This is a genomic window from Actinoplanes sp. NPDC020271, from assembly GCF_044388125.1.
GTDB lineage: Bacteria > Actinomycetota > Actinomycetes > Mycobacteriales > Micromonosporaceae > Actinoplanes.
Genome location: NZ_JBIRWQ010000028.1, coordinates 47,816 through 69,134, shown reverse-complemented (window position 1 = coordinate 69,134; position 21,319 = coordinate 47,816). Strand labels below are relative to the sequence as shown.

General features: G+C 72.7%; 9 protein-coding genes (1 of these 9 only partly in view). 7 read left to right on the top strand and 2 right to left on the bottom strand.

Annotation, left to right across the window (positions count from 1 at the left end):
• Positions 1–172: 172 nt before the first annotated feature.
• From ACH442_RS39255 to ACH442_RS39240, 4 genes are all read left to right on the top strand, one after another.
• On the top strand, positions 173–1,312 hold the full coding sequence (locus ACH442_RS39255; protein ID WP_396343199.1) for an agmatinase family protein: 1,140 nt from the start codon (positions 173–175) through the stop codon (positions 1,310–1,312).
• Positions 1,313–1,332: 20 nt separating this feature from the next.
• The gene (locus ACH442_RS39250; protein ID WP_396343198.1) at positions 1,333–2,748 is read left to right on the top strand and encodes a class I adenylate-forming enzyme family protein; all 1,416 of its coding nucleotides are present in this window, start codon (positions 1,333–1,335) and stop codon (positions 2,746–2,748) included.
• On the top strand, positions 2,745–3,653 hold the full coding sequence (locus ACH442_RS39245; protein ID WP_396343197.1) for an ACP S-malonyltransferase: 909 nt from the start codon (positions 2,745–2,747) through the stop codon (positions 3,651–3,653). The genes ACH442_RS39250 and ACH442_RS39245 overlap by 4 nt, the downstream gene beginning before the upstream one ends.
• 342 nt (positions 3,654–3,995) lie before the next feature.
• On the top strand, positions 3,996–4,583 hold the full coding sequence (locus ACH442_RS39240) for an HD domain-containing protein (RefSeq protein ID WP_396343196.1): 588 nt from the start codon (positions 3,996–3,998) through the stop codon (positions 4,581–4,583).
• A 14-nt stretch (positions 4,584–4,597) separates the two neighbouring features.
• Here ACH442_RS39240 and ACH442_RS39235 read toward each other — a convergent pair whose 3' ends face one another.
• Positions 4,598–6,256, bottom strand: coding sequence for a flavin monoamine oxidase family protein (locus tag ACH442_RS39235; RefSeq protein WP_396343195.1), 1,659 nt, complete (start codon positions 6,254–6,256; stop codon positions 4,598–4,600).
• The gene (locus ACH442_RS39230) at positions 6,253–7,041 is read right to left on the bottom strand and encodes a carbon-nitrogen hydrolase family protein (RefSeq protein ID WP_396343194.1); all 789 of its coding nucleotides are present in this window, start codon (positions 7,039–7,041) and stop codon (positions 6,253–6,255) included. Before ACH442_RS39230 ends, ACH442_RS39235 begins: the two co-directional genes overlap by 4 nt.
• Before the next feature lie 143 nt (positions 7,042–7,184).
• On the opposite strand from ACH442_RS39230, the gene ACH442_RS39225 reads away from it, so the two are divergent.
• The 3 genes from ACH442_RS39225 to ACH442_RS39215 form a co-directional block, all read left to right on the top strand.
• Complete coding sequence (locus ACH442_RS39225; RefSeq protein WP_396343193.1) at positions 7,185–7,661, top strand: PH domain-containing protein; 477 nt, start codon at positions 7,185–7,187, stop codon at positions 7,659–7,661.
• On the top strand, positions 7,658–9,127 hold the full coding sequence (locus ACH442_RS39220) for a PH domain-containing protein (RefSeq protein WP_396343191.1): 1,470 nt from the start codon (positions 7,658–7,660) through the stop codon (positions 9,125–9,127). The genes ACH442_RS39225 and ACH442_RS39220 overlap by 4 nt, the downstream gene beginning before the upstream one ends.
• An 80-nt stretch (positions 9,128–9,207) precedes the next feature.
• Positions 9,208–21,319 carry the beginning of a type I polyketide synthase gene (locus ACH442_RS39215; RefSeq protein WP_396343190.1) on the top strand. 26,606 nt of this gene lie beyond the right edge of the window, so 12,112 of the gene's 38,718 nt are visible here — the first part of the coding sequence; its start codon is at positions 9,208–9,210; its stop codon lies beyond the right edge, outside the window.

Here is a 21,319-nt window from a genome sequence, read left to right as displayed (position 1 = left end):
CGCTTAACCATGGTTTTCCGCTCGGCTACGCCAATGTGTCCACAACCTTAAAGAGGCCATGTGGCGGCTCTTCTGGAACCGCGTCCGGGTCGGTAGGGGGAGCGCTGGGGTGGGCCCTTTATCGATGGCTGCGTAGCGTGCCCCTGGCTTCGGAACAACGGACATCAGACGAATGAACGGTGAGGAAGAGGACGTGACGGAGAACGGCGCGGACGAACCCTGGCGCATCCCGATCGACAGGTCCCAGGCACCGTCACGCGAACCCGGCCCGATCGACCTGCGCCGCACCTTTCTGCAGGCCGCCTACACCGGCATCCCCACCTTCATGGGCACGCCGATCTGCCTGGAACCGGAGGACCTGCGCGCCGGAGGGGTGGACGTGGCGGTCTTCGGCGTCCCGCTGGACTCCTCCTCCGGGCACCGCGGCGCCGCGTACGGGCCGCGAGCCATGCGCTCCGACGAGCGCTACCTGTTCAACACTCCGGAGCTGATGGTCAACGCGAGCACCCGGGTGAGCCCGTTCACCAGCCTCAAGGTGGTCGACTACGGCGACGCCCCGATCGACATCTTCAGTGTCGAGAAGTCACTGCCCTCGATCGCCTCGACCGTCCGCGAGGTCGCCGGCGCCGGTGCGATCCCGGTCATCCTCGGCGGCGACCACTCGCTGATGATCGCCAGCGTCGGCGCCCTGGCCCAGATGTACGGCCCGGACAAGGTCGGCGTCGTCCACTTCGACGCCCACCCCGACTGCCACGAGCACATCTTCGGCCACCGGATCACCCACGGCACCCCGATCTGGCGGCTCATCGAGGAGAGCCGGATCCCTGGCAAGAACTTCGTCCAGGTCGGTCTGCGCACCCCCACCGGCCCCGACGACCAGCTGTTCAACTGGATGCGCCGCCAGGGGCTGCGGACCCACTTCATGGTCGAGATCGAGCGGCGCGGCTTCACCGCCGTCCTGGACCAGGTCATCGAGGAGATCCTCGACGGCCCCGAGTTCGTCTACCTCTCGCTGGACATCGACGTGCTCGACCCGGCGTACGCCCCCGGCACCGGCACCCCCGAGCCCGGCGGCCTCACCCCCCGCGAGCTGTTCCCGGCGTTCCGGCGCATCTGCGCCGAGACCAACGTCATCGGCATCGACGTCGTCGAGGTCGCCCCGCACCTGGACCCCGGTTACACCACCACCATGAACGCGCGCCGGGCCATCTTCGAGGGCCTGACCGGCCTGGCCATGAGGAAGGCCGGGATGACCAGCGCCGACTACGTCAACCCGATCGCCTCGGGTCAGCTGAAGTTCCCCCTGACCTGAAATCGTCCTAAGGACGGCAGATGACCGCCACTGTCTTCGCGCCCGACTCCGCACAGACCCTCGTGGACCTCGAGTGCTCGGCCGCCCGGGTCGCCGCGGTCCTGACCGCCCGTGGTGTCCGTCCCGGCAGCCGGGTGCTGTTCAAGGCGGACAACTCGGCGGCCTGGGTCACCGTGTTCCTCGGCCTGGCCCACGCCGGCGCGTCCATCGTCCTGGTCGATCACCAGGACAAAGCCGACGAGACCACCCGCATCCAGCAGCTCACCGGAGCCGCGCTGAGCGTCGTCGACGACGACTCCGTGCCACCGCGCGACGGGCAGATCGTCTACCTGTACGAGCTGCTGGCCGCGGCCGCCGCCCAGCCCGCGCCGGATCTGCGCGGACCGCTGGACCTGGACACCTGGCGCGCCCGGCCGGACGGACTGATCATGTGGTCGTCCGGCTCCACCGGCGTGCCCAAGGGCGTGGTCAAGACCGGCGCCCGTTTCCTGGAGAACCTCGAGCGCAACGCCGAGCAGATCGGCCACCGCTCCGGCGACGTGCTGCTGCCGCTGCTGCCGTTCTCCCACCAGTACGGGCTGTCCATGGTCATGATCGCCTGGCTGGTGCGGTGCTCGCTGGTCATCGCCCCCTACCGGCGGACCGACCGGGCCCTGCGGATGGCCGCGCAGACCGGTGCGACCGTCCTCGACGCGACGCCCTCGACCTACCGCAGCATCGCCAACATCGTCAACCGGCGACCGGATCCGATGGGCGAGCTGCGCACCGTCCGGCTGTTCTGCAGCGGCGCCGCGCCGCTGGAGCCCGCCCTGGTCGACAGGTACGTCGCGATGTGCGGCAAACCGCTGCTGGACAGCTACGGCAGCACCGAGCTGGGCAACGTCGCGTTCGCCACCGAGGACAACCCGGTGGCGACCGGCCGGCCGGTACGGGGCATGGGCGTGCGCATCGTCGACGACGAGGGCGTGGTGCTCAGCGCGGACGAGATCGGCGAGATCGAGGTCGACTCGCCCGACCTCATGGAGGGTTACCTCGACGCCGACGGCGGGATCGCCCCGGCGGCGCGCGGCTGGCGGCGCACCGGCGACTTCGGCAAGCTCGACAAGGACGGCAACCTGTTCGTCATCGGCCGCAAGCTCGCGGTGCACCGCAACGGCTACACGCTCTATCCGGAGCTGATCGAGGCACGGGTCGCCGGCCAGGCCGCCTGCTCGGCCAAGGTCATCGCGGTGCCGGACGACCGCCGCGGCAGCTCGCTGGTGTTCTTCGTGGAGGACGAGAGCGGCGCCGACGCGGCCCACTGGCGCGAGCGGATCTGCGCGGTCCTGCCCACCTACGAGCAACCCAACCGCGTCGTCGTGGTGGAGCGCCTGCCGCTCAACCGCAACGGCAAGCCCGACCGCAAGGCCCTGGAGAAACTCGCGGTGACTGTGTGAGCTCGGCGATCGTCTTCCCCGCCCTGTCACCGATCCGGCGGCGTGACCTCGGAACCTTCCTGATGATTCATCCGTACGCCCGGCGCCGCCTCGCCGAGGCGAACGACGCCCTGGGATACCACCTGGCCGACGCGCTCGCCGACGCCCCGGCCGACGACGACTACGCCGAGCCGGTGCAGGTGGCCGTGTTCGTGGCGTGCCTAGCCCTGGCCGAGTGGGCCACCGAGCGCCTCGGCGCCACGCCGTCGTTCTGCGTGGGCCCCAGCTTCGGCGAGCGTTCCGTGCTCGCCTACAGCGGCGCGTTGTCGTTCCAGGACACCGTGCGCCTGGTCGACGAGATCGCCCGGACCGAGCGGGCCTGCTTCGCCACCGCGCACCAGGACGTCGTCACCCACTCGTTCACCCGGATCCCACCGGACCGGCTGCCCGCCCTGCTGGATTCGCTGAGCTGGCACGACATCTCCGGCCGGCTCGACGCGGACTTCCACATGGTGTCGCTGCGAGCCACCGAGCTGGAGTCGTTCAAGGCCGCGATCGGCGAGGCCGGGGGGTACTCGCTCTACACGATGAGGCCGCCCGCGCACTCGTCGCTGTTCACCGATGTCCGCGCGGCGATGGCGACGGTGTACGAGCGGTATCCGATCACGGCGCCCCGGCTGCCGATCGTGTCGTACCTGGACGGTTCGCTGATCACGGGGGTGCCGGAGCTGCGGGAAAGTCTGCTCGACGGCTTCGTCCAGCCGATCCGCTGGCCCGAGACCGTCGCCGCGCTGCGCGAGCACGGCGTCGACAAGATCTGGATCGCCGGCCCCGACGCGATGTTCTCCCGGCTGCGTACGACCGCCGACAACTTCGACGTCGAGATGTGCGACCTGCGGCGCGCCCTGGTCAAGCCCCGCCGCTGAGCCCGGAGGGATGGCGGCGTGATGATCCGGGAGCGGGGGAGTGGCTGGCGTGGATCAGGTCCATGAGCCGTTCCGCGTTGCGGGCTATCTCCAGAGCGACTTGGCGGCACGACCTGGCTCGCGCTGGAGCAGCCGATCGCCGCCGATGCGCCACGGCATCGTCGGTTGACCACCATCGGCCTGATGTTGTGCGGTGGGGTCGCCGTGGCCGCGATAGCCGTTACCTTCGTGGCCTGGCCGTAAGCTGCTGCGGTTTCTCCGCCGACGCGAGACCGGGGGAGTGGCACCGCTCTTCACCACACGTTCACCCGCCGGGGTGATGGCGCGGTTACCTTGTGCGCTGTGACTCGTGTTCTTGGACCTGTCGGAGACGTCCATCGTGCCCGTGATCTCGCCCAGACACTGCTGGCGGGTCTGCCCGAGCGCTGGCGGCACACGATCGGGGTGGCACGACGGGCCGAGGAGGTCCGGGGAACGGTCCTCTCCGCCGCTGACGGTGAGGTCCTGCTGATCGCGGCCTGGCTGCACGACATCGGCTACGCCCCGGCACTGCACCAGACCGGCTTCCACCCCCTCGACGGAGCGCGTCACCTCGCCGCGGCCGGCTGGCCGGCACGGATCGCCGGGCTGGTCGCCCATCACTCGGCAGCCCGATGCGTGGCCGAGGCCCGCGGACTGGCCGAGGAGATGCAGACGTTCCCGGACGAGCAGTCGCCGGTGTCGGACGCTCTGCTGTACGCCGACCAGACGGTCGGGCCGAACGGGGTCACCATGAACGTCGAGCAACGTGTCGCCGACATGCTCGACCGCCACGGACCGGACTCTCCCCACGCCGCGGCACACGCCACGAGATCGCCCGTCATGCGGGCCGCCGTGCAGCGGGTGCAGCGGCGCCTGGCCACCATGCGGCATCCGCCCTCCGCGGCGTGACACGCTGAGCGTGGTCACTGATACGGCAGGTCGATCGGCGCCAGCTCGGCGAAGACGTCACCCGGGCCCGGGTTGTCCGGATGGGAACGGCCACCCAGGTGGTGCACCACTCCCCAGATCGCATTGAGCGCGGTCGTGACCGCTCCCTCGGCGAACCCGCCGGTCCACGAGACGTCGTCGCCGGCCAGGAACACCCCACGCCGGTCACGGGGAAGAGCGTCCTGCATGAAGTGGGTGAACAACCGGCGCTGATAGCGGTAGTGCCCCGGCAGGTTCGCCTTGAACGCGCCCATGAAGTGCGGCTCGTTCTCCCACGTCACGGCGATCGGGGCGGCGATGATGCGGCCGGCGATGTCCACGCCGGGATAGATGCGGCGCAGGTGGCGCAGCATCACCTCGAGACGCTCGGCCGGCGGTAGCGCCGACACCTTCAGCGAGTCGTCGTTCCACGTGTACGACAGGCACATCACGCCCGGGCGTGACGGGCCCTCGTCGAACAGGTAGACACCGCGCGGCGTACGGTCGGTCAGCGTCATGCCCATCACCGGGCGACCGGTCGCTGGGTCGAGGTCGTGCCAGAACGGCCGGTCCACCAGGGCGAACAGCTTCGACCCGCCCATGTAGTGGGTACGCTCGATCGCCGTCCACACCTCGGTCGGCAACAGGCTCTCGTCGGTGTCGATCCGCGAGGTCAGCAACCGCACCTGCGGCGTCAGCACCGCGGCGGTGAACTCACCGGCAGCGCCGTCCGTCTCCACCCGGATCCAGCCGCGTGCCCGCGACAACCGGGTGACCGCCGGGCGCGGGCCGTCCGGGTGCAGCGTGGCCAGCGACGTGCCACGCGGCCAGTGCGCCATCGCGGCGGGAGAGTGCTCCCAGAGCCCCATCGGCAGCCGCTGGGCGCCACCGGCCAGCGCGTGGTGATCGTCGTCGGCCCCGGTGTAGACGACCCGCAGGATCTCCAGCATCGAGTTCGGGAAATCGGTGTCCCAGCCGCCGGAGCCGAAGCCGACCTGGCCGAACAACTCCCGGTGCCGGAACGAGGCGAACGACGGCGACGACGCCAGGAACCCGTAGAACGACTGGTCGTCGAGGATCGGGACCAGCCGGTTCCACAGCGCCTTGATGGTCGCGACGTCCCGGTGCCGGATCGCGGCGTCCATGGCGGCCAGGTCCGCGCCCTCCTCCAAGGTCTTCTGCCAGGCCTCGCTCACCTCGTGGTAGACCGAGGGCAGGTCGTCACCGGTACGCGTGACATGGCGCGACCCGTTGACGTCCACCACGGTGTGCGGCGTCGCCCGCGCCAGCGGGTTGGGGAACGGGCGCGTCGGCAGCCCGAGCAGCTCGACGTAGTGCAGCAGCGCTGTCGACGACGCGGGGAATCGCATCGCGCCCAGTTCGGCCACGGTGTCCGGATGGCCGGGGAAACGGGCCGTGCGCATCCGCCCGCCGAGCTGCTCGGCCTCGAACACCACCGGCCGCAGGCCCAGGCGCATCAGCTCGTACGCGGCGACCAGCCCGGAGATCCCGCCACCGACCACCGCCACCGGGGTGCCGTGCATGTCCGATGGCACCTGCCCCAGCCCCGCGGGGTGGGACAGCCAGCGGTCGTAGCCGAACGGGAAGTCCGGCCCGAGCATGGTGACCGGCGGGGCGTCGTACAGGGTGGTCACCGCACACCGCCGTACAGCTCGGGACGGCGGTCGGCCAGGTAGGGCGTGGCCTGCCGGGCAGCGGCGAGCGCGCCCCGGTCGAGGTCGGCGATCAGCAGCGGGCCGCTCGGCCGGGACCAGGCGCGGCCGTCCGGTCCGGCCACCGTGCTCAGCCCGCAGTACCCGTCCGCGCTGGGGCTGTGCCAGTTGACGTACGCCAGGAACAGCTGACTCTCGAACGCACGCGCCGGCACGATCGTGCGGGCCACGAACTCCCACGGCCGGACCAGGGCGGTCGGCACCACGAGCAGCTCGGTGCCGGCCAGGGCGTGGGCCCGCACGGTCTCGGGGAACTCGACGTCGTAACAGACGATCAGGCCGACCGTGAACGCACCGACCTTCGCCTGCACCAGCAGGTCGTCACCGGGCGCGAACGACGACCTGTCGAACTCGCCGTACAGATGCGTCTTGCGGTACCGGGCCGCCACCGTGCCGTCCGCGCCGACCAGCTGGACGCTGTTGTAGACGGCCCTTCCGTCACGTTCCGGCCAGCCGTAGACGACCGCCAGCCGGTGCCGGGCCGCGATCCGCGCGACCGCCGCGGTCAGCGGGCCGTCGGCGGGCTCGGCCAGCTCCGCCATCTGGCCCCGGGCCAGGTGATATCCGGTCGCCGACATCTCCGGCGTCACGAGCAGGCTCGCGCCGTCGCCCGCCGCGGCCGCCGCTATCTGCTCCAGCTGTCCCAGAAATTGGTCGTGGTGCGAAATGCCGGCGACCCATTCGGGCTGCCAGCATGCGATTCGCATTGTTTCCGAAGCATTCACCGACGGTTCGCCTCTCGCGAATTCGAGCAACCGGCTGCGGGAATGACTACCGGGCTCCCGAAAGGGCGACAACCCCTAGACGACTCGGATACCCCAGTTGTCGGGAAGCCTTTATGCTCGCTGGCGTGAAAGCCCCCCGGAACCGGCTCGACCGCCGTGCGGTGCGCTGGTGGATCGTGCAGGCTTGGGTGGTGGCGACACCCCCGGTCGCCGTCCTGGCGCTGCTGACCGCGCTGATCGCGCCGGCACGAACCTGGCTGGGGCTGAGCCTGGCGATCACCGGCGCGCTGGCGCTCGCGTACGTCGTGGTCATGCCATGGTGGCGCTACCGCGTGCACCGCTGGGAGGTCACCGACGACGCCGTGCACGCCCTGTCGGGCTGGTGGTGGCAGCGCCGGCGGATCACGCCGATGGCGCGCATCCAGACCGTCGACACGGCCAGCGGGCCGATCCAGCGCCTGTTCGGGCTGGCCGGCCTCGTCGTGACCACCGCGTCGGCGGCCGGGCCGGTCCACATCCAGGGCCTGGACCGCGCGCTGGCCGCCGAGCTCGCGCAGACCCTCGCGACCCGGGCCCAGGCCGTTCCCGGGGACGGCCAGTGACCTGGGAGCGCCTGGAGCCGCGGATGGTCGCGGTCAGCCTCACCTGGCTGCTCCCACCCCTGGGCTCCACCCTGCTCACGCTGCTGCTCACCGGCGGTGACCTGGACCTGGCCGCGGTCATCACGCTGGGCGCGATCGTCCTCACCTTCGTCGTCATCGCCGCCGTGTTCGCCGTCCGGCTGGCCACCACCCGGTTCCGGCTCGACGGCGACCGGGTCGAGCTGCGCTCCGGCCTGCTGCTGCGCCGCCACCGCACCGTGCCGCGCGACCGGATCCGCAGCGTCGACCTCACCGCCACCCCGATCCACCAGCTGCTCGGGCTGCGTGTCGTCCGGATCAACCCGGGCGCGCAGGCCGGCGCCGGCCGCCGCGAGGTCGTCCTCGACGGGGTCGGCGTCGCACGGGCCGAGTCGTTGCGCCGCCTGCTCGACCCCGGCGACGCGGCGCCCGACACCGCGCTGGCCGTGCTGACGTGGCGCTGGTTGTGCTACGCCCCGCTCAGCGTCTGGGGTGTGGCCGGCGTCGGCGTGGTCGTGGGCGGCTTCTTCCGGCTCCTCGACTCCCTCCGGATCAACCCGGCCGACGTGGGATTCCTGCGGGACATCTGGTCCGGCCTGACCGGGATGCCGCTGTGGGCGGCGATCGTGCTGCCCGTGCTGATCGTTCTCGGTCTCGGCGCGATCACCTCACTGAGCACCTTCGTCGAGGGCTGGTGGGGCTACCGCCTCGAGGTGGCCGGCGACGCGATCGACATGCGCCGCGGTCTGTTCAGCACCCGGTCGGTCTGGCTCGACCGGGCGCGGCTGCGCGGAGTGCAGATCAGCGAGCCGCAACCGCTGCGATGGGCCCGCGGCGCCCGGCTCAACGCGATCGCCATCGGACTCGGCACGTCCGAGGACAGATCCACCTCGAACCGCAGCGCGCTGCTGCCACCGGCGCCGAGATCCGAGGCGTTCCGGGTCGCTGCGGGCATCTTGCCAGAAAAACCCGATTTGCTGTACGGCCTGGAGCTCACCGGGGCACCCCGGGCCGCCCTGCGCCGGCGGCTGTCCTGGGGTCTCGGCGGTGTGCTGCTGCTCGAGGCGCCACTCGTGCTGCTCGGCGCGCTGGTCACCGACGTGCTGTTGCACATCGCCTGGATCTCGGCCGCCGTCCTGGTGCCGCTGGCCATCGCCGGGGCGGTCGACGCGTACCGGAACCTGGGATCCGGCCTGCACGGGAAGTACCTGGTCACCCGGTACGGAACGTACAACCGCCGCACCGTGCTGCTCGACCGGGCCGGCATCCTCGGCTGGAGCATCGACCAGTCGGTCTTCCAGCGGCGCGCCGGCATCGCCACGTTCGTCGCCATGGTCGGCGCCGGCCGGGGCGGCTACAAGATCCGTGACGTCGCGGTCGCCGACGGCCTCGCCCTGGCGAGCGCGGCCACCCCCGGAATGCTCGACGAATTGCTAGGGGTCGCTTAGGGGATCGACGCGCAACGGAACGGCCCTAGCCTGCCGAAATAGTTTGGGCTATTGCTGTTCTTTCGCCGAATGGTGGGCGCGTGATGATGAGTTCGTCCGAGGAATTCGGGACGGCCGGAACCGGTTTGCGGGAACGCCTGGCCGGCATGCGGACGCCGGAGGCGCACCGTTTCCTCACCGCATTGGTCACCGAGCTCGCGGCGGCCGCCCTGCGCCGCCCGGCCGGCGAACCGGTCGCCGCCCAGGACACCTTCTTCGAAGCCGGCTTCGACTCGCTGACCGCCGTCGAACTGCACAGCCGCCTGACCGCGGCGACCGGCTTGGCCCTTCCGGTCACCCTGGCCTTCGACTACCCGACGCCGGCCGCCCTCGCCCGCCACCTGCACGCCGAACTGCTCGGCCTGGCCCCCGAACCGGCCACCGCGATCACCCCGGGCCAGTTCGACGAGCCGATCGCGATCGTCGGCATGGCCTGCCGATTCCCCGGCGGCGCCGACACTCCCGAGGGCCTGTGGCGCCTGGTCGCCGACGGCACCGACGCCATCGGCGAGTTCCCGGCCGACCGCGGCTGGAACCTCGACACGCTCTACTCGACCGACCCGGACCAGCCCGGCACCAGCTACACCCGCGAGGGCGGCTTCCTCTACGACGCCGGCCGCTTCGACGCGGACTTCTTCGGCATCAACCCGCGCGAGGCGCTCGCCATGGACGCCCAGCAGCGGCTCGTGCTGGAGACCTCGTGGGAGGCCCTCGAACGGGCCGGCGTCGTCCCCTCGTCGCTGCGGGAGCAGCGGGTGGGTGTCTTCGTCGGCGCCGAGACCCAGGAGTACGGCCCGCGTCTGCAGGACGCCACCGACGGCCTCGAGGGATACCTGCTCACCGGCAACGCCGCCAGCGTGGCATCCGGCCGGGTGTCCTACGCGCTCGGTCTGCAGGGACCCGCGCTGACCGTCGACACCGCCTGCTCGTCGTCGCTGGTCGCGCTGCACCTGGCCGCGCAGGCGCTGCGCCAGGGCGAGTGCACGATGGCGCTCGCCGGCGGCGTCGCCGTGATGGCCAGCCCGGCCTCCTTCCTGGCTTTCTCCCGCCAGCGCGGCCTCGCCCCCGACGGACGCTGCAAACCGTTCGCGGCCGCGGCCGACGGCACCGCGTGGGCCGAGGGCGTGGGCATGCTGCTCGTGGAGCGGCTCTCCACCGCCCAGGCCGCCGGGCGCACGATCTTCGCGGTCATCCGCGGCTCCGCGGTCAACCAGGACGGCGCCTCCAACGGGCTCACCGCCCCGAACGGCCCGGCCCAGCAGCGGGTCATCCGGCAGGCGCTGGCCAACGCCGGCCTGAACACCGCTGAAGTGGACGCCGTGGAGGCGCACGGCACCGGCACCACTCTCGGCGACCCGATCGAGGCGCAGGCGCTGCTGGCCACGTACGGGCAGGACCGGGAGCAGCCGCTGTGGCTCGGCTCGCTCAAGTCCAACATCGGGCACGCGCAGGCCGCCGCCGGTGTCGGCGGCGTCATCAAGATGATCTTCGCGCTGCGCGAGGGCGTGCTCCCGCGCACGCTGCACGTCGACGCCCCGTCCCCACACGTGGACTGGGACTCCGGGGCGGTGTCGCTGCTCACCGCGGAACAGGCGTGGCCGGAGACCGGGCGCCCCCGGCGCGCCGCCGTGTCCTCGTTCGGGATGAGCGGCACGAACGCCCACCTGATCCTGGAGCAGGCCCCCGCCGCCGCCCCGATCCCCGCGGCGCCGGCGCGGGCCGGCATCACCCTGCTGCCGATCTCCGCCCGCACCCCGGAGGGCTTGCGCGCCCAGGCCACCAAGCTGCTCGGCCACCTCGACGCGGACCTGCCCGACCTCGGCTTCTCCCTGGCCACCACCCGCACGCACTTCACCCACCGCGCGGTGGTCCTGGCCACCGACCGGGCCTCGGCCGAGCAGGGACTGCGGAACCTCGACCTCACCGCCGCCGCCGGCCCCGGTGAGGTCGCGTTCCTGTTCACCGGCCAGGGCTCCCAGCGCGTCGACATGGGCCGCACGCTGTACGCGACCGAACCGGTCTTCGCGCGCGCCTTCGACGAGGCCGCCTGGTACCTCGACATCCAGCTGGACACCCCGCTCGCCGACGCCCTGGCCGACCCCGAGCTGCTCGCCCGCACCGAGTACGCCCAGCCGGCCGTCTTCGCGATCGAGGTGGCGCTGCTCGCGCTGCTGGACCGCTGGGGCGTACGCCCGGACGTGCTCGTCGGCCACTCCATCGGCGAGATCGCGGCCGCGTACGCCGCCGGAGTCCTGTCCCTGCCCGACGCCGCCGCCCTGGTCGGCGCCCGCGGCCGCCTGATGCAGCACCTGCCCGCCGGCGGCGTCATGCTCGCGGTCCAGGCGTCCGAGGCCGACGTGCGGGCGGCGTTCCCGGCCGTGGACCTGGCCGCCGTCAACGGCCCGGCCGCGGTGGTCGTGGCCGGCACCGAGGAGCAGATCACCCTCGTCGAACGGGGCGCGTGGAAGACGACGCGGCTGCGGACCTCGCACGCCTTCCACTCGCGGCTGATGGAGCCGATGCTCCCCGAGTTCCGCCGGCTGCTGCGCTTCCTCACCTTCCGGGAACCGAAGATCCCGGTCATCTCGACGGTCACCGGACGGCCGGTCGAGCCCGGCCAGTGGACCGACCCGGACTATTGGGTGAACCACATCCGGGCCACCGTCCGATTCGCCGACGCGGTCGCCCACCTCGACGGCGTGCACAGCGTCGAGGTGGGACCCGACGCCGTGCTGTCGGCGATGGTCCCCGGCGCCGTCCCGCTGATGCGCCGCGGCCGCGACGAGCAGCTGACCGTCAAGCACGCGCTCGCCACCCTGCACACCCGCGGCGTCGAGCTGGACTGGCCGGCGCTTTTCCCGCAGGCCAAGGTCGTCGACCTGCCCACCTACGCGTTCCAGCGCGAACATTTCTGGCTCACGCCGGCACCCGCGGTGGCCGACGGTGAGTTCTGGGACGCCGTCGACCGCGCCGACCTGCCCGCCCTCGCCGCCGAGCTGGGCGTCGCCCCGGCCGCCGTCGAGAACATCCTGCCCGCCCTGGCCGGCTGGCGCGCCCGCGGCCGGGAGCGCTGGCGATACCGGATCACCTGGCAGTCGGTGGAGAGCCCGGCCCCGGCGACACTCACCGGCCGCTGGGCCGGCGACGAGCTGCTGCTGACCCGCCTGGGCGCCACCGTCGTCCCGCTCGACGAGGCCGCCGACGGCGTCCTGGTCACGCCGTCCTCGCTGCACGAGGCCCTGCACCTGGTGAAGTCCCTGATCGGACGAGAGATCCCGGTCTGGTTCGCCACCGGGGGCGACACCGCCGCGCTGGACGGCTTCGCCCGGGTCGCCGGTCTGGAACACCCTGAGCTCTGGGGTGGCCTGCTGCACCTGCCCGAGACCATCGACGACCGCACGGCCGGGCGCCTCGCGGCGGTGCTCAACGGGGCGCTCGGCGCGGAGGACCAGATCGCCGTACGCCCCACCGGCGTCCTGGTCCGGCGCCTGGTCGCCGCACCGGCCGCCACCGGACCGGCCTGGCAGCCCCGCGGCACCGTGCTGATCACCGGCGGCACCGGCGGGCTCGGCCGGGAGGTCGCCCGCTGGGCCGCGGACAACGGTGCTTCCCGCATCGTCCTGGTCTCCCGCCGCGGCGGCACGACCGACCTCCCCGGCGCCGAGGTGCACGCCTGCGACCTGGCCGACCGGGACGCGGTGGCCGCCCTGCTGGCCGAGATCGGCCCGGTCGACGCGGTCGTGCACGCGGCCGGCGTCGGCGAGGACGCCACCCTCGCCGACGCCGACGAGGACCACTTCCGGCGGGTGTACGACGGCAAGGTCCACGGCGCCGCCCACCTCGACGAGCTGGTCGGCGACGTGGACGCGTTCGTGGTGTTCTCCTCGATCTCCGGCATCTGGGGCAGCCGCGGCCAGGCCGCGTACGCCGCCGCCAACGCCGCCCTGGACGGTCTGATCGAGCGCCGCCGCGCAGCCGGCAAGCCCGGCACCGCGATCGCCTGGGGCCCGTGGGCCGGCGTCGGCATGGTCGCCGACCGGGACGAGACCGCGATGCTGCGCCGGCAGGGCCTGGTCCCCCTCCCGCCGGCCCGGGCGATCGCCGCGATGGCCGCGGCCGTCGGCGCCGGTGACGTCACGGTCACCGTCGCCGACGTGCGGTGGGACGAATTCGTGCCGCTGTTCGCCGCCGCCCGCGAACGGCCCCTGTTCACCGGCCTGCACACACCGCCCGCGACGACCGGAACGGTCTTCTCCACGTTCGGCCAGCGACTGCTCGAAATGCCCGCGGCCGAGCGCGAACGCCTGGTCACCGACGTCGTCCGCACCCACGTCGCCGCCGTCCTCGGGCACGCCACCGGCGACGGGATCGCCCCCGGCCGGGCGTTCAAGGAGCTCGGCTTCGACTCGCTGACCGCGGTCGAGCTGCGCAACCGCCTGCAGACGGCGACCGGCCTGACCCTGCCGGCCACCCTCGTCTTCGACCACCCGAGCGTCGAGCGGCTCGCCGCGTTCGTCCACGCCCAGCTCGCCGGGTCGCTGCCCGCCGCCACCGTCACCACGGTCGCCGAGGCCTCCGACGACCCGATCGTCATCGTCGGCATGGGCATCCGCTTCCCCGGTGGCGCCGACACCCCCGAAGCGCTGTGGGACCTGCTCGCCACCGGCGCCGACGCCATCGGTGACTTTCCCGCCGACCGCGGCTGGGACGTGGCGAACCTCTACCACCCCGACCCCGACCACGCCGGCACCTCGTACGCCCGCGAAGGCGGATTCCTGCACGAGGCCGGCTGGTTCGACGCCGGCCTGTTCGGCATCTCGCCGCGTGAGGCCCTGGCCATGGACCCGCAGCAGCGGCTGCTGCTGGAGACCGCGTGGGAGGCCTTCGAACGCGGCGGCCTGAACCCGCTCGGCCTGCGCGGCCGGCGGATCGGGGTCTTCGCCGGCTCCAACGGGCAGGACTACGCCACCCAGCGGGACGGCATCCCGGCCGACCTCGAGGGCTATCTGGGCACCGGCACCGCCGGCAGCGTCGTCTCCGGCCGCGTGGCCTACACCTTCGGCCTCGAAGGACCGGCCGTCACCGTCGACACCGCCTGTTCGTCGTCGCTCGTCGCGCTGCACCTCGCGGTGCAGGCGCTGCGCACCGGCGAGTGCGAGATGGCCCTGGTCGGCGGCGTCACCGTGATGTCCACGCCGGACGCGTTCCTGGACTTCAGCCGCCAGCGCGGTCTCGCCGCCGACGGGCGGGTCAAGGCGTTCGCCGCGGCCGCCGACGGCACCGCCTGGGGCGAGGGCGCAGGCATGCTGCTGGTCGAGCGTCTCTCCGCGGCGCAGGCCGCGGACCGGAAAATCCTTGCCGTCGTACGAGGTACCGCCGTCAACTCCGACGGCGCGTCGAACGGGCTCACCGCGCCGAACGGCCCGTCGCAGCAGCGGGTGATCCGGCAGGCGCTCGCGGTCGCCGGTCTGCGGTCGTCCGAGGTCGACGCGGTGGAGGCGCACGGCACCGGCACCGCGCTGGGTGATCCGATCGAGGCGCAGGCGCTGCTGGCCACCTATGGCCAGGACCGGTCGGCACCGCTGTGGCTCGGCTCGGTCAAGTCCAACATCGGGCATACCCAGGCGGCCGCGGGCATCGCCGGCATCGCCAAGGTCGTTCTCGCGATGGAGTACGGCGTCCTGCCGGCCACCCTGCACGTGGACGCCCCGTCCCCGCACGTCGACTGGTCGGCCGGTGACATCGAGCTGCTCACCACCGCGCAGCCGTGGCCGGCCGGGGAGAAGCCGCGCCGGGCCGGCATCTCCTCCTTCGGAGTCTCCGGCACCAACGCGCACGTGATCATCGAGGAGCCGCCCGCCGTCGTGACGCCGGAGCCCGCGCCGGTCAACCTGCCGGTGGTCCCGGTGGTGCTCTCCGGTGCCGGTGAGGCGGCGCTGGAAGCCCAGCGTCTGCGGGTCAGCGCGCTGGAGAACGCGGACCTGATGGCGGTGGGTGCCGCTGCGGCGCGTCGGGCGGCGTTGCCGCATCGTGCGGTGCTGCTGGGTGACGCCGTGGTGCGGGGTGTGGCGTCGCCGGCCCGGCTGGGTTTCCTGTTCACCGGGCAGGGTTCGCAGCGCGTGGGCATGGGCCGGGGTTTGTATGAGACGTTCCCGGTGTTCGCCGAGGCGTTCGATCGGGTCGCGCTGCACGTCGATCAGCATTTGGATCGTCCGTTGGCGGCCGTGCTCGCCGATGAGGAGTTGATTCACCGGACGGGTTACGCCCAGCCGGCGATCTTCGCGGTCGAGGTGGCGTTGCACGCGCTGCTGGACAGCTGGGGTGTGCGCGCGGATGTCCTGGTCGGTCACTCGATCGGTGAGATCGCGGCGGCGCATGTGTCCGGGGTGTTGTCGCTGGCCGACGCGGCGACGCTGGTCACGGCCCGGGGCCGGTTGATGCAGGCGCTGCCGCCGGGTGGGGTGATGCTGGCGGTGCAGGCCTCGGAGGCCGATGTGCGGGCGGCGTTCCCGGATGTCGACATCGCGGCGGTCAACGGCCCGACCGCCGTGGTCGTTTCCGGTCACGAAGTAGAAGTCGCAGCCGTGGAGCAGGGCAGCTGGAAGACCACGCGGCTGCGGACCAGTCATGCGTTTCACTCGCGGTTGATGGAGCCGATGCTCGACCAGTTCCGCGCGGTGGTCGCGGGGCTGGGCTTCGCGCCGGGTCACGGCCGCTGGTCCGACCCGGAGTACTGGGTGGCGCACGTGCGCGACACCGTGCGCTTCGCCGACGCGATCAGCGGACTGGATGGTGTCCGGTTCGTCGAGCTGGGCCCGGACGCGGTGCTGTCGGCCATGGTCGATAACGCGGTGCCGCTGCTGCGCCGTGGGCGTGACGAGGTCACCACCGCGCTGACCGCGCTGGCCGACCTTTACGTCACCGGCGTGGACGTCGACTGGACGGCGCTGTTCGCCGGTGTCCGGCCCGCCGACCTGCCCACCTACGCCTTCCAGCGCGAGCACTACTGGCTGGAGAGCCGCCCGGCCGCCACGGCCGGTGAGGACACGACTTTCTGGCAGACGGTCGAGCGCGGTGACCTCGACGGTCTCGCCGCGCAACTCGCTCTGCCCGGTGAAGCGCTCGCCGGAGTGCTGCCCGCGCTGGCCGCCTGGCGCTCCCGCGGCCGGGAACGCTCCGAGCTCGACGCCTGGCGTTACCGCGTCACGTGGAAGCCGGTCGAGGTCACCCCGGGGACGCTCACCGGCACGTGGGCCGGTGACGAGGAGTTGCTGACCCGTCTGGGCGCCACGGTCGTTCCGCTCGATCAGGCCATCGACGGTGTGCTGGCCTCCCCGGCCACCATGGCCGAGGCGCTGGATCTGGTGAGGTCGCTGATCGGGCGGCAGATCCCGATCTGGTTCGCCACCCGGGGTGAACAGGGTGCGCTGTGGGGCTTCGCCCGTGCGGTGAGCCTGGAGCACCCCGAGCTGTGGGGCGGCCTGCTCGAACTGCCCGAGACCTTCGACACCCGCACCGAGGGCCGCCTCGCCGCCGTGCTCAGCGGCGCCCTGGGCGCCGAGGATCAGATCGCCGTGCGGCCCGGCGGTGTCCTGGTCCGGCGCCTGGAACACGCGCCGCCAGTCACCGGCGCGGCCTGGCGTCCCCGCGGCACCGTGCTGATCGCCGGTGGCACCGGTGGCCTCGGCTCCGAGGTGGCCCGCTGGGCCGCCGCCAACGGCGCCGACCGGCTGATCCTGGTCTCGCGCCGGGGCGGCGCCACCGACGTCCCGAATGCCGAGGTCCACGCATGCGACCTCGCCGACCGGGACGCGGTGGCCGCCCTGCTGGCTGAGGTCGGCCCGGTCGACGCGGTCGTGCACGCGGCCGGCGTCGCCGCCGACGTGCCCCTGGCCGACGCCGACGAGGACCACCTGCGCGCCGTGACCGAGGGGAAGATCCGCGGCGCCGAACACCTCGACGAACTCGTCGGTGACGTGGACGCGTTCGTCGTGTTCTCCTCGATCTCCGGCGTCTGGGGCAGCGGCATGCAGGCCGGGTACGGCGCTGCCAACGCGGCTCTGGACGCCCTGGTCGCCCGCCGCCGGGCCCAGGGCAAGCCGGGCACCGCGATCGCCTGGGGCCCGTGGGCGCGGGTCGGCATGGCCGCCGACGGCGACGTCGCGGCCCAGTTGCGCCGCCGCGGCCTGGTACCGATGGATCCGGCGCGCGCCGTGACCGCGATGGCGTACGCGGTCGGCGCCGGCGAGTCCGCGGTGACCGTCGCCGACGTACGGTGGCCGGAGTTCCTGCCCGCGTTCACCGCGGCCCGCGCGCGCCCGCTCTTCGACGACCTCCCCGAGGCGGCCACGCCGGCCACCACCGGCAACGTGTTCGCCACCTTCGGCCAGCGGCTCGCCGGTCTGCCCGCCGCCGACCGGGAACGCCACGTCACCGACCTGGTCCGTACCCACGTGGCCGCGGTCCTCGGCCACACCACCAGCGATGCGATCGCCCCCGGCCGGGCCTTCAAGGACCTCGGCTTCGACTCGCTGACCGCCGTCGACCTGCGCACCCGCCTGCGGGCCGCGACCGGGCTGCCCCTGCCCGCGACCCTCGCCTTCGACCACCCGAGCGTCGAGCGTCTGGCGGCGCACCTGCTGCGGGAGCTGACCGGCGCGGTCACAGCGGTCGCCGGTCCGGCGCCGGTCGCCGCCACCGACGACGATCCCCTGGTCATCGTCGGCATGGGCGTGCGCTTCCCGGGCGGCGCGGACACCCCCGAGACGCTGTGGGAGATGGTCGCGAGCGGCACCGACGCGATCGGTGACTTCCCGGCCGACCGCGGCTGGGACGTCGATCGCCTGTACCACCCGGACCCGGACCACCCCGGCACCTCCTACACGCGACAGGGCGGCTTCCTCTACGACGCGGCCCAGTTCGACGCCGAGTTGTTCGGCATCTCGCCGCGCGAGGCCGTCGCGATGGACCCGCAGCAGCGACTGCTCCTGGAAACCTCGTGGGAGGCCTTCGAACGGGCCGGGATCGACCCGCTGTCGCTGCGCGGCGAGGCGGTGGGCGTGTTCGCCGGCGCCAACAGCATCGACTACGGCGTACGCGCCGCGGTGCCCGACGGCTCCGAGGGCCACCTGCTCACCGGCACCGCCGGCAGTGTCGTCTCCGGTCGTATCTCGTACACCTTCGGTCTCGAAGGTCCCGCGGTGACGATCGACACCGCCTGCTCGTCGTCGCTGGTCGCCCTGCACCTGGCCACCCAGGCCGTGCGCACCGGCGAGTGCACGATGGCGCTGGTCGGCGGCGTCTGCGTGATGTCCGGCCCGGAGACGTTCACGCAGTTCTCCCGGCAGCGCGGTCTGGCCGCCGACGGCCGTTGCAAGCCTTTTGCGGCCGCGGCCGACGGCACTGGCTGGGCCGAGGGCGCCGGCATGCTGCTGGTCGAGCGGCTGTCCTCGGCCCGCGCGGCCGGCCGCCGTGTCCTGGCCGTCGTGCGGGGCACGGCGGTCAACCAGGACGGCGCGTCGAACGGGCTCACCGCGCCGAACGGCCCGTCGCAGCAGCGGGTGATCCGGCAGGCGCTCGCGGTCGCCGGTCTGCGGCCGTCCGAGGTCGACGCGGTGGAGGCGCACGGCACCGGCACCGCGCTGGGTGATCCGATCGAGGCGCAGGCGCTGCTGGCCACCTACGGTCAGGACCGGTCGGCACCGCTGTGGCTCGGCTCGATCAAGTCGAACATCGGCCACGCGCAGGCGGCCGCCGGCGTGGCCGGCGTCGTCAAGATGGTCATGGCCCTGTCTCACGAGGTCCTGCCGCCGACCCTGCACGTGGACGCCCCGTCCCCGCACGTCGACTGGACCACGGGCGCCGTCGAGCTGCTCACCTCGCCCCGGCCGTGGCCGGCTTCCGACCGGCCGCGCCGCGCCGGCATCTCGTCGTTCGGCATGAGCGGCACCAACGCGCACGTGATCATCGAGGAGCCGCCCGCCGCTGACATTGAAGACGCCCCGGCGGCGCTGCCGGTGGTCCCGGTGGTGCTCTCCGGTGCCGGCGAGGCGGCGCTGGAAGCCCAGCGTCTGCGGGTCGCCGCGCTGGAGACCGCCGATCTGATGGCGGTGGGTGCCGCTGCGGCGCGCCGGGCGGCGTTGTCGCATCGTGCGGTGTTGCTCGGTGACCAAATCGTGCGCGGGGTGGCGTCCCCGGCCCGGCTGGGTTTCCTCTTCACCGGTCAGGGCTCGCAGCGTGCCGGCATGGGCCAGGGCCTGTATGAGACGTTCCCGGTGTTCGCCGAGGCGTTCGATCGGGTTGCTCTGCACGTCGACCAGCACCTGGACCGGCCGCTGAGCGTGGTGCTCGCCGACGAGGAGCTGATTCACCGGACCGGTTACGCCCAGCCGGCGATCTTCGCCGTCGAGGTGGCGTTGCACGCGCTGCTGGACAGCTGGGGTGTGCGCGCGGATGTCCTGGTTGGTCACTCGATCGGTGAGATCGCGGCGGCGCACGTGTCCGGGGTCCTGTCGCTGGCCGACGCCGCGACGCTGGTGACCGCGCGCGGCCGGTTGATGCAGGCGCTGCCGCCAGGTGGGGTGATGCTGGCGGTGCAGGCCTCGGAGGCCGAGGTGCGGGCGGCGTTCCCGGATGTCGACATCGCGGCGGTCAACGGCCCGACCGCCGTGGTCGTCTCCGGTCACGAGGCGGATGTCGCCGCGGTCGAGCAGAGCACCTGGAAGACGACCCGGCTCCGAACGAGTCATGCGTTCCACTCGCGGTTGATGGAGCCGATGCTCGACGAGTTCCGCGCGGTGGTTGATGGGCTGAGCTTCGAACCGGGTCACGGCCGCTGGTCGGATCCGGCCTATTGGGTGGCGCACGTGCGCGACACGGTGCGCTTCGCCGACGCGATCGCGGAACATGCCGACGTCAGGTTCGTTGAACTCGGACCGGACGCGGTGCTGTCGGCCATGGTCGACGACGCGGTGCCGCTGCTGCGCCGTGGGCGCGACGAGGTCACCACCGCGCTGACCGCGCTGGCCGACCTCTACGTCACCGGCGTGCCGGTGGACTGGACCGCGCTGTTCGCCGGTGTCCGGCCCGCCGACCTGCCCACCTACGCTTTCCAGCGGCAGCGCTACTGGCTCGACGAAGCACCGGCCGCCCCGGCCGCCGGAACCGGTGACGCCGGTTTCTGGGCGACCGTCGAACGCGGCGATCTGCCCACCCTGGCCGAACAGCTACGGCTTCCGGCCACCACGCTCACCGACCTGCTGCCGGCGCTGGCCGCCTGGCGCGCCCGCAGCCGCGAGCGATCCGACGTCGACGGCTGGCGTTACCGCGTGACCTGGGAGCCGGTCGAGGTCACCCCGGGGACGCTCACCGGCACGTGGGCCGGCGACGAGCAACTGCTGGCTCGCCTGGGCGCCACCGTCGTTCCGTTCGACCAGGCCATCGACGGTGTGCTGGTCTCCCCGGCCACCCTGGCCGAGGCGCTGGATCTGGTGAGGTCGCTGATCGGGCGGCAGATCCCGATCTGGTTCGCCACCCGTGGTGAACAGGGTGCGCTGTGGGGCTTCGCCCGTGCGGTGAGCCTGGAGCACCCCGAGCTGTGGGGCGGCCTGCTCGAACTTCCCGAGACCCTCGACACCCGCACCGAAGGCCGCCTCGCCGCGATCCTGAGCGGCGCCCTGGGCGCCGAGGACCAGATAGCTGTCCGCAGCAACGGCGTCCTGGTCCGGCGCCTGATTCCGGCCGCCACGACCGGCGCCCCGGAATGGCGCCCCCGCGGCACCGTGCTGATCGCCGGTGGCACCGGTGGCCTCGGCTCCGAGGTGGCCCGCTGGGCCGCCGCCAACGGCGCCGACCGGCTGATCTTGGTCTCGCGCCGGGGCGGCGCCACCGATCTGCCCAACGCCGAGGTCCACGCATGCGACCTGTCCGACCGGGACGCGGTGGCCGCCCTGCTGGCCGCGGTCGGCCCGGTCGACGCGGTCGTGCACGCGGCCGGTGTCGGCGAGGACGTCTCGCTGGCCGACGCCGACGCGGAGCATCTGCATCGCGTTGTCGACGGCAAGGTGCTCGCCGCCCGTCACCTGGACGAACTCGTCGGCGACGTGGACGCGTTCGTCGTGTTCTCCTCGATCTCCGGCGTCTGGGGCAGCGCCG

Excerpts from the sequence above, each read along its gene's own strand:
- ACH442_RS39255 (WP_396343199.1), top strand. The coding sequence starts at position 173 with ATGAACGGTGAGGAAGAGGACGTGACGGAGAACGGCGCGGACGAACCC.
- ACH442_RS39250 (WP_396343198.1), top strand. The coding sequence starts at position 1,333 with ATGACCGCCACTGTCTTCGCGCCCGACTCCGCACAGACCCTCGTGGAC.
- ACH442_RS39230 (WP_396343194.1), bottom strand. The coding sequence starts at position 7,041 with ATGCGAATCGCATGCTGGCAGCCCGAATGGGTCGCCGGCATTTCGCAC.